General features: G+C 45.7%; 10 protein-coding genes. 5 read left to right on the top strand and 5 right to left on the bottom strand.

Going from position 1 to position 9787, the window contains the following annotated elements; all coding sequences use genetic code 11:
• Nucleotides 1–88 precede the first annotated feature (88 nt).
• The 5 genes from RMO27_RS17890 to RMO27_RS17870 all read left to right on the top strand — a co-directional run bounded on the left by RMO27_RS17890 (nucleotide 89) and on the right by RMO27_RS17870 (nucleotide 4003).
• Nucleotides 89–448 (top strand): clan AA aspartic protease, encoded by a 360-nt coding sequence (locus RMO27_RS17890; RefSeq protein ID WP_309735009.1) that lies wholly within the window; start codon nucleotides 89–91, stop codon nucleotides 446–448.
• Nucleotides 449–544: 96 nt separating this feature from the next.
• A complete protein-coding gene (locus RMO27_RS17885) occupies nucleotides 545–1012 on the top strand; it encodes a DUF3565 domain-containing protein (protein ID WP_309735008.1) in 468 nt (155 codons plus the stop codon).
• Between the two features lie 32 nt (nucleotides 1013–1044).
• Nucleotides 1045–1620 carry a hypothetical protein gene (locus tag RMO27_RS17880; RefSeq protein ID WP_309735007.1) on the top strand — a complete coding sequence of 192 codons (576 nt, stop codon included), beginning with the start codon at nucleotides 1045–1047 and terminating at the stop codon, nucleotides 1618–1620.
• Complete coding sequence (cax, locus tag RMO27_RS17875; protein WP_309735006.1) at nucleotides 1617–2747, top strand: calcium/proton exchanger; 1131 nt, start codon at nucleotides 1617–1619, stop codon at nucleotides 2745–2747. The genes RMO27_RS17880 and cax overlap by 4 nt, the downstream gene beginning before the upstream one ends.
• Nucleotides 2748–2797: 50 nt before the next feature.
• Nucleotides 2798–4003 (top strand): ATP-dependent 6-phosphofructokinase, encoded by a 1206-nt coding sequence (locus tag RMO27_RS17870; RefSeq protein WP_309735005.1) that lies wholly within the window; start codon nucleotides 2798–2800, stop codon nucleotides 4001–4003.
• 237 nt (nucleotides 4004–4240) lie between these two features.
• Here the strand turns inward: RMO27_RS17870 and RMO27_RS17865 are convergent, their stop codons facing one another.
• From RMO27_RS17865 to RMO27_RS17845, 5 genes are all read right to left on the bottom strand, one after another.
• Nucleotides 4241–5527, bottom strand: a complete 1287-nt coding sequence (locus RMO27_RS17865; RefSeq protein ID WP_309735004.1) for a hypothetical protein — start codon at nucleotides 5525–5527, stop codon at nucleotides 4241–4243.
• 411 nt (nucleotides 5528–5938) lie between these two features.
• A complete protein-coding gene (locus tag RMO27_RS17860) occupies nucleotides 5939–6208 on the bottom strand; it encodes a HypC/HybG/HupF family hydrogenase formation chaperone (protein ID WP_309735003.1) in 270 nt (89 codons plus the stop codon).
• A gap of 26 nt (nucleotides 6209–6234) precedes the next feature.
• Nucleotides 6235–8637, bottom strand: coding sequence for a carbamoyltransferase HypF (gene hypF, locus RMO27_RS17855; protein ID WP_309735002.1), 2403 nt, complete (start codon nucleotides 8635–8637; stop codon nucleotides 6235–6237).
• A complete protein-coding gene (gene hypB / locus RMO27_RS17850) occupies nucleotides 8634–9569 on the bottom strand; it encodes a hydrogenase nickel incorporation protein HypB (RefSeq protein ID WP_309735001.1) in 936 nt (311 codons plus the stop codon). Before hypB ends, hypF begins: the two co-directional genes overlap by 4 nt.
• Nucleotides 9570–9607: 38 nt before the next feature.
• A partial coding sequence (locus RMO27_RS17845; RefSeq protein ID WP_309735000.1) for a hydrogenase maturation nickel metallochaperone HypA occupies nucleotides 9608–9787 on the bottom strand: 180 nt, incomplete at its 5' end.

Raw genomic sequence — 9787 nt, 5'->3', positions numbered from 1 at the left:
GCCTTTGGCGTGCCTTTCGACTGTTTGGGCTACGAATTGGCTATAACGTTGCTGTTTCTTTTGGTGGTGTGATGGAGCGGACAACTAAATGATAACTGGAACGGTTGTTGATGGTCGAGCGACTGTCCCAGTTACTTTTAGAATGCCAAATCAACCAGATTTTAGTATTGAGTTTGTAATTGACACGGGTTTTACAGGTAGTCGATGTCTGCCACCAGAAGCTATTGCTGTATTGGGATTGCCGTTTGAATATGAAATTCCCGCTAATCTTGCGAACAATAGCAATGTTTTTCTCAAGGTGTATACAGCAACTATTCTATGGAATGGTGCAGAGTCAGAGGTTAATGTCATTGCTGCCGGACGAAAACCTTTATTGGGAGTAGCGATGATGTCTGGAAATGAGCTTTATGTTCATTTTATTGAAGGCGGTATCGTCTCGATCGAGTAAAAATTTAATATTTATTTATGGTTAACTAAATATCTTGTTTAGACGATCGATTGAAATTTATTTAATCTGATTTAAAATCAGCAGATCCTAAAATCAATGCACCGATCGATTATTGGATTTCATCAAGATTTAGAGCAACATTGGGTCGCAGAACTAGACTGCGGACACTGCCAACATACCCGTCACGAACCACCCTTTTTCCCGCGTCCGTGGGTGATTACTGAGGCAGGGCGGTTAGAACATATCGGACAACTCCTGAATTGCGTTCTGTGCGATCGCCAACAGATGCCAGATGCTTATGCTCCTTATCGACGCACGCCCGTATTTACAAATGATTCTATCCCTAATGGCTTGAGAGCGAAACACTCCACCAAGACCGGAGTATGGGGCATCATCCATGTCCAATCCGGTCGTCTGAGGTATCGAATCCACCACCCATACCATACCGAGACTATACTGGACATAGAGCGTCCGGGAGTCATATTGCCAGAAGTAGAACATGAGGTCGAACCAATCGATCTAGTTGAATTTTTTGTAGAGTTCTGGGCCAAAGTTCGAGATTAAAAACGATTCTTGTTAGCAGAGTGGTGACAAAGATGAGAAAACTTGAGTCACATTATCGACAGGAAAATGGTGTCTATTTAATTGAAATTAGGTTAAATAAGATCGACCAGATCTTTAACTCACTCGATCCGTCACCATTCATCGAACGAGAAATCGACCACAATGCCAAAAATTACATCGTAGAATCTCTGCAAGAGCTACCCCTCAATAGTAAGGCTAAAGTCTTACTGTACATTCCTCATGCGATCAATCTCAATGCTAGCAAACTCATAGCAGACGCGATCCACAATTATTTCAATTACTGCCACGATGGTAAAGCAAAGGAATTACGCCAACTCTTGCAGACTGGTAGGATCTATTTAGCGATTGCAATGGTGTTTTTAGGCACATGTATCACGATCGACAACTTAATTAGTTCTTTGTTTAATGGGACGATCGTCAAGATTTTGCATGAAGGATTATTTATTGTTGGTTGGGTGGCCATGTGGCGACCGATTGAAATATTCTTATATGACTGGGTACCGATTGATCGAGACCAACGAATCTTTAGAAAATTAAGCAAAGTGCCAATTGAAATCAAGCCTCTCGACCAGCCGACAACGATATGAATATTGCTAAGTCGGGACTTTTTGCTGGGGCAATTGCGACAGCGATCTTGGTTTTTATCCCCTTATCCTGTGTTGCTAAGTATCAGCACTGGGGAGACTTGTCAGTTTTTGCGACTTCGGCTCTAGCGATTATTCTTTTGTCGATCGTCTTGAGTACGGCTACCGAAAAAATTGCGATGGTAACAGGGCCATCGATCGGCGGCTTAGTTAATGCGGTGTTTGGCAATGCTACGGAGTTGATTTTAGCCCTGATGGCACTGCGGGCGGGGCTGGTCGATATTGTCAAGTCCAGCATTACGGGCAGCATTTTGGGTGCCCTGTTGCTGCTGTTAGGACTGGGGATGTTGACAGGTGGGTTGCGCTATAAGGAGCAATCGTTCAAGCCGATTTTTGCGCGGGTGAATGGGTCGTTGATGACGCTAGGGGTGACGGCGATTGCCTTGCCTACCCTGGTGATCTACACGTCTAATCTGGTCGATCACCAGGATATTCACCGGATTGGCATGGTGACGGCTTCGGTGTTGATTGTGTTGTATGGGCTGACTTTGTTGTTTTCCTTGAAGACTCATAGCTATCTGTATGATGTGGCGATTGCTGAGTCTGATTCTGGCTCGGTGGTGGAGCCTGCGGCGAATAACGAAATTGTCGTTTTAGCCGATCGCAATATCCGCTTGGGGGGCTGGATTGCAGTTTTATTAATCGCGTCTGTGGCGGTGGGGTTGGAATCGAATTTATTTGTCGAGGTGGTAGAAACAAGCACGGGACAATTGGGTTTTACACCACTGTTTACGGGGGTAATCTTGCTGCCGCTCCTGAGCGATGTGGCGGGCTATGTGACGATCGTCCGGCTGGCTCTGAAGGATCGGATGGATTTAGCTGTCTCGACGGTGACAGGGGATAGCTTGCTAATTACGCTGTTTATTGCCCCAGTGCTGGTCTTTGTCGGGCAATTGTGGGGACAACCGCTGGATCTCAACTTTAATCCGTTTGAGGTGGTAGCTTTAGCGATCGCTGTTACGGTAAATAATCTCGTCAGTTCTGGCGGACGCTCTAACTGGTTAGATGGGACACTACTACTAGCTACTTATTTTTTGCTGGGGGTGGCGTTTTACTATCACCCAGCCTAGTTAGATGCCTCGCTCACGGTAAAATTAACCTGTCATTACAAATCCGATCGATGACCGACGAGATACTGACCGATCCATCCAAGCGAATTGGCATTCTGACCAGTGGTGGTGATTGTCCGGGGCTGAATGCGGTTATTTATGCAGTGGTGAAATATGCCCGCACCGTTAAAAATTGGCGCGTTTATGGCATCCCCAATGGTACAGATGGATTTGTCGATATTGCAAACGGTATTTGTCAACCAGAGGATCTGGAACTACACGAACACTCCTTTGATATTCCTGGTCAAAAGGGGATCAATGTGTTGCTATTTCTAAGTGGTAGCGTGCTGGGTTGTCGCGGTAAGAAGGTACCCAAACCAGGGGAGGCAGCAAAAATTCTCGCTGGCTACCGCCAGATCGGATTGGATGCCCTAATTGCGATCGGCGGCGATGGTAGTTTAGAGATTATTGCCGATTTAGCGCAACAAGGTGGCTGGAATCTGGTCGCAGTGCCGAAAACGATCGACAATGATATTCCGCTAACCGATCGAGTGGTGGGCTTCGATACGGCAGTTGATACAGTCGCTGCAACCTTGCACAATCTAAGTTTTACAGCCGCAAGTCACGATCATGTGATGATTGTCGAAGTGATGGGGCGAGATGGGGGACATTTAGCACTCCATGCCGGAATCGCTGGAGGCGCGGATGTGATTTTGATTCCCGAATTAATTCCATACCTGACCGAAAAAGTCGTCGCCAATATTTGCGATCGAATTGCCCAGATTTATCGCCAGCGGCGGAAGTTTGCACTAATTGTAGTTGCCGAAGGAATCGATCTCGATCCTTTAGCTGAACCCTGTTCCAAATCAGCAATCGGCGCAGATCTCAAGCAGCAAATCGAGCAGTATGTCGATCATCATAGCGATCCGCAGCAGTCAGATTTTTGTAGATTGCAAGCGGATTTAGAGGTGAGGGTGTCGGTATTGGGTCGGATTCAGCGGAGTAGCCCGCCCACAACTCTCGATCGATTGTTAGCCGTGTCGTTTGGGGTCAAAGCTGTAGATGCGATCGCCCAGAGTCAGTCACCGTCTCAGCAGATGGTGGTCTGGAAAGGCGGACAGACACAAATCGAACCTTTAGCGAGGGTGATCGAAAAAATCAGAGCAGAGAAAGCCGCCCGCCAAGCCGCTAAATTTCCCGCCTGTGCCGCTCCGGTCGACCCACAGGGTTTCATGGTACATACGGCTCGATCTCTGGGTATCTATGTGGGCGATTGAACGCGGTAGGACTGGATTTTGGGGCGGGAAGATGCGAGCGACACAGAAGTTCTGTGGCTAGTGATGTATTACTTTGTTGTAATAACTGGATGTTATGGTCGATCGACTCTCGATCTCTTTATCTGGATAATGATCGCAATCACCAGGCGTAGATAACCTTTGCAACTCAACGACTATATTTGTACGTTCCGGTGCAGCGCGGTTGTTAGGTGGCGTTGATTGAGATCGAAGATGATCCTAATTGATGCCTTCTGGGATTTCAAACTCTGAAATAATTTCTTCTTTCTCAGCATTTCTTAGGAAAAAGTAGAGCGTCGAGTCAATTATCTTGATAGTTCTTGTACTGCGATCATAATCAAACAAGGGAGGCACTATACTCTTTTTAATTTGAGCTTGCACGATGTTGTGTAAAAAATAACTCATATCTGACGATCTCACATCATCTGCTCGATGATGTATCTTTCTAATTTCGTCATGTATGAACTTTCTTTTCAGCCCTATTTCAATATCCTTGAAATTCAAATCGAACAAAATTCTGACAAAGTAATATCCCAAATAAAGCGGCACTTCATCAGATGTTCTAGCTTGTTGCTCTACAAAAGTTTCAAGACTTCTAATATGTCTTCCTGAATAATCCTCCAACTTCCTTTCAATTGCTGTTTTTAAGCACTCCTCATCTATTACAACTAAACTTTTAGATTTCTCCTGTAAGCCAGCAGCCAAACAACACTCTTTGCACAATTCTTGGAAAACGCCAATGCTATCAAATGAACTATCTATTATCTTTGCCAAAACTCCATCAAAAGAAACTCCTAAAGCTTCACCTCCTCTTTGGGAAACTTTTCTAAAGTCATCTTCAATCCAAGGTTCAACCGGAATTTCAATCAATCTATCTTGAAGATCGCCATTATATTGAGCAAGCCTATTCTTCTCACGCCATATTCCTAAGATTACAAAAAGTATGTTAAAGTCTTCAAATACTCTCAGATGAAAGGCAATTTCTTTTTGTATTTCTTCTTCTAAGTAGTGAAAGTTTTCTATGATGACTCTCTGTTTAAAGCTTATAGATCTCAGGATTTCGCTAATATCTTGAGGAAGTCCTAAGTTGTACTCAATCAACTTATATTTAGTTGCCTCTTCTCTACTCCCTCTTGCAGTAATTTCCGTGGATGCCTCAGAATCAGCAAAGAAGGGGATTTTTACTTTTGCTTTAACTCCACCTTTTCCAATTCCTTCAACTAAGGTCTTTTCAGATCTCTCTTCTTCAAACTCAACATCAAGTTGTCGAAGAATTGACTTGTAAACATCAATCGCCTTAGTTTGGGGAGAGCAATTTATTCTTATAAAATCGTTTTTCTTCAGATGCTTGTTCGTAAGAGCAGTCTTTCCCTGCTTAGAGGCTCCAAAAATAATAATGTGTTTGTTTCTTTGAAGTCCTTCCAGAAAACGATCATCTACCTGCTTTCTTTCTATATATGAGAAGATTTGCTCATTTGAAACACCGAATACGTCTGTAGTTCTCATGGATTAACTTTGTTAGTCGAGCTTAATATCAAAAAAGTGAATTACACCTTTTTTGACTAAACCAGTATAGCCTTCTCTTTGGGCGGCTAATGAGATAGAACGTTAACAACCCTGAATTGCCTCGACTTTGCTACTCGCCGATCACCCTTAAGTGCCGTCCCTACCAGCAGATGGAGCCACCTAACTATGTATTGCACGGAAACTTTCCATATGATACACCAGAATAGGGTGATAGACGGAAAATTTTCGGCTGAAAGCCCGATACCCCATCACGACTTTCCGTATATCAAGCTAATTTAGGATGATATTCAGAAACTTTCCAGATATCACCCCAAATCGGGATATTATCTGGAAATAAAGGTACCAATTCCTACTTGATTAGATGAAGGAAAATCTCACTCGATCGAACATCTAATCCACAACACTAGGATGCAATTGTTCTAAATACTCCAAAGTTTGCTGTGCTTCTACTGGATCGACAATACTTAATGCAAACCCCACATGGACGATGACATAATCGCCAACGATCGCTTCTGGCACATAAGCTAAACTCACGCGCTTAAGGATGCCACCAAAGCTGACTTTTCCCATCCGGCAAAGCAAAGCATCGGCGGGTAATCTCCCTTCATCTTGCCCAGGTTCATCAATGCTAATCAGCTTTCCAGGAACAGCTAAACACATAATTTAAATTAATTGAAAATTGAGAATTAAGAATTGAGATGAATTTTCATGGATGATGATTCGTATTTGAGCAGGCGCAATGCCGCCATAATTTGTCCTACGGCAATACCACCATCATTGCTAGGTAATTGATGATGATAACCGACTAAAAAATCATGCCGTTGCAACTGCTCGCTCGAGCGTTCTAATAAATAACGATTTTGAAAACATCCGCCAGTTAAAACAACTTTTTTCATTTCTGGATACTGGTTTCTCAGGCGACAAGTAATGTCAATCAGTCCCGCAACTAGGGTGTTGTGAAAAGTGGCTGAAATTATTGCCGGGGAGACTCGATCGTCTAAATCTTGGAGAATTGCCCTCACCATTGGTACATAATCAAATTGTAGCGGTCGATCGTGAATGAGATAAGGATAGATAGCATCGGTAGTGCAACCATCGATCGCATATTCGAGTTGCATGGCGGCTTGTCCTTCAAAGGTAATATTTTGGCAGAGTCCCAACAGCGAGGCGATCGCATCGAAAAGTCTTCCCACACTGGAGGTTCTGGGAGTATTCAAGCCGCGTTGGAGCATGGTTTTAAGGATGGGTAGCTCCGCTGGCAAGAACGACTTTACAGGGGCTAAATCCGACCGTTCGCGGAGCGTCCGTCTTGCGGAATCGAAGGCTGTCTCACCCAAACATTCATATAGCATTCCCAACGCACAGCGGCGGGGTTCTCTCATCGCTCGATCGCTACCAGGTAAGGGGAAAGGGCGCAAATGTGCGGCGCGAATAAATCCCGGTTCTGGCAATGATTCGGCAGGTAGCCACAGGAATTCTCCGCCCCAAATCGTACTATCTAAACCAGAGCCAGTGCCATCCCACGCCACACCTAAGACGGGTGGTTTCCATTGATTATCGGCTAAACAAGATAAGACATGAGCATAGTGGTGCTGGACTGAAATTAGCCGAGGAGTTGGTGTAGCCGCTAAGGTTTGGGCGAATTGAGTGGAATGGTAGTCTGGATGTGCATCACAGACGACGATCGAGGGGGTGGTGTTGTAGAGACTGCATAGCTCTTGAATGGTCGATCGAAATCGATCGCAGGTGGGCACACAATCCAAATCGCCGATGTATTGACTGGTGAATAATTGCCGATTGACATACAGTGCCACCGTATTTTTGAGATGTCCGCCCACTGCTAAGATTGTCTCATCACTCGTAGTCTCACCATCTCCCAGCGAAATCGGCATGGGTGCGTAACCACGAGCGCGGCGGAGTAAGCTGGGTTGTCCATTGATAATCTGCACGATCGAGTCATCTACTGGACGCACGATCGGGCGGTTGTGAACTAGAAAGACATCCGCAATCCCCGCTAAGGTTTGTAGAGCCTGAGTTTCATCGATACAAATCGGTTCGCCCGATCGATTGCCGCTAGTTGCGACTACTGGAAACCCCAGTTCGGCTAGAAGCAAATGATGGAGTGGTGTATATGGCAACATCACACCTAAATAGGGATTTCTAGGGGCGATTGAGGCTGAGAGGGTGAATAACGATCGTTCGCGAACTGGTAGCAGCACGATTGGAGCGTTCGCAGATTGTAAAAGATCGGCGGCGAGAGGATTGACTTGGCAATATTCATGCACTCGATCGATCGATGGAAACATCACTGCCAATGGTTTATCGGGGCGGTGTTTGCGATCGCGCAACCTTTTCACAGCAACATCATTGCGTGCATCGACAATTAGCTGAAAACCACCCAACCCTTTGAACGCGAGAATTTGACCCGATCTGACTGCGGCTGCGGCTTGGAGTAAAGCATCATCGTGAGTAGCTATTACCTCGCCGGAACAATCCCACAGTTCCAGATGAGGGCCACAAATATGACAGGCATTGGGTTGAGCATGAAAGCGACGATCTGCGGGATTGTCATACTCTGCTTGGCAGGCTGGACACATTGGAAACCCTTGGAGGGTAGTATTTACGCGATCGTAGGGCAGCGATTTGACGATACTAAACCGAGGGCCACAATGGGTACAGTTAGTAAATGGATAACGATAATGACGATTTGCGGGAGTGAAGATGTCGGCAAAACAAGCGGGACAGGTGGCTAAATCTGGCAGGATTACTGCGGATTTGGGCTGGGATGATGATTCATCAGAATCGAGAATAGTAAAGTCTAGATCGCCTAGGACGGCTGCCCAAGTAACTTCAATTCGATCCAACTGGGCGTGGGTGGGCTTCTCAATCTGTAATCGGGTTTGAAACTCTTGTAATTTGGTGGCGGTGCCTTCTAGTTCGATCGAGACACCTCGATTTGTATTGCGAATCCAGCCAGTTAATCCCAGAGTTCGAGCCAGATGATAGACAAACGGACGAAAGCCAACTCCCTGCACTGCTCCTGAAATCTGGAGCTGGAGCCGCTGGGGGAAAGCAGCATCGGGACTCATCTTGAGGGGCGAAGATCCCCGACTTCTTCAAGAAGTCGGGGATCTGGTGGTGCGAGGGCATCTGGCATCGATTGCTCTAAATATTGATACCAATCGTCTAAACCTGCTCCAGTACGGGCGGAAACCTGAAATATTTGGGCTTGGGGCGCAACACGGCGGATATTATCGATCGTCAAATCCAGATCGCAGCCTACCGCCTCAGTTATGTCCACTTTACTAATTAAAACGACATCGGCAGTCTTAAACATCGTCGGGTATTTGAGCGGCTTATCTTCGCCTTCAGTGACAGATAAAACAACGACGCGAATAGTTTCACCCAAGTCATAACTAGCCGGACAAACCAGATTGCCGACGTTCTCGATTACTAATAGATTTAAACCTTGCCAATCCAATTGGGACATCGCCTGAGCCACCATATCCGCCTCCAGATGACAGGCGGTTCCAGTGGTAATTTGTACGGCGGTTGTACCTACTTTACGCAGACGTTGGGCATCGTTGTCGGTCGCTAAATCCCCGACAATTACGGACATTTTAACTGGACGATTCTCTTTCTGCGCAGGCAGACGCTCCGCGTTGGCGGAGCCTCTCCCTAAGGAGAACAGAGAGGCTTTGCCAACGAGTTGGGGTAAATCCTGCGCCATCCGTTCGAGGAGTGCGGTTTTACCTGCGCCAGGGGATGATAATAAGTTGAGCGTCAAAACACCTCGATCGCGAAAAAAGTCACGATTTCGATCGGCAATTCGATCGTTCTTTGCCAAAATCCCCTGATGAACGGGGATAACGTGGGTATGTTTATGAGAATGTTCGGAATCATTTACATGGCTATGGGAATAATCACCATGTGAATGGAAATGTGGATCGCTAGTTTCTGGCACTTTCACACCATCAATAGCAACCGATCCGACTTCGTTACAACCGCAATCAATACACATAATTAAACCCCCTTTCTTAATTACAATTATCAATTAATTCAAGAGACTTCCAAAGAAACAAGTTCTAAATCTCGCCCTTGAAGTAGTTTGGCACTAAGCTGATGGCAAGTGGGGCATTCATAGATCCAGTCTGTCGGCTGAAAGTCCTGTTGGCAGGTAGAACAATAGCAAATCGCTGGGATGGTTTCGATCGAGAGTGTGGCTGTTTCGGCGATCGT

Origin of the sequence: Chamaesiphon sp. OTE_75_metabat_556 (assembly GCF_031378165.1) — a bacterium.
Lineage (GTDB): Bacteria > Cyanobacteriota > Cyanobacteriia > Cyanobacteriales > Chamaesiphonaceae > Chamaesiphon.
This window is presented reverse-complemented; position numbering and strand designations above follow the sequence as displayed.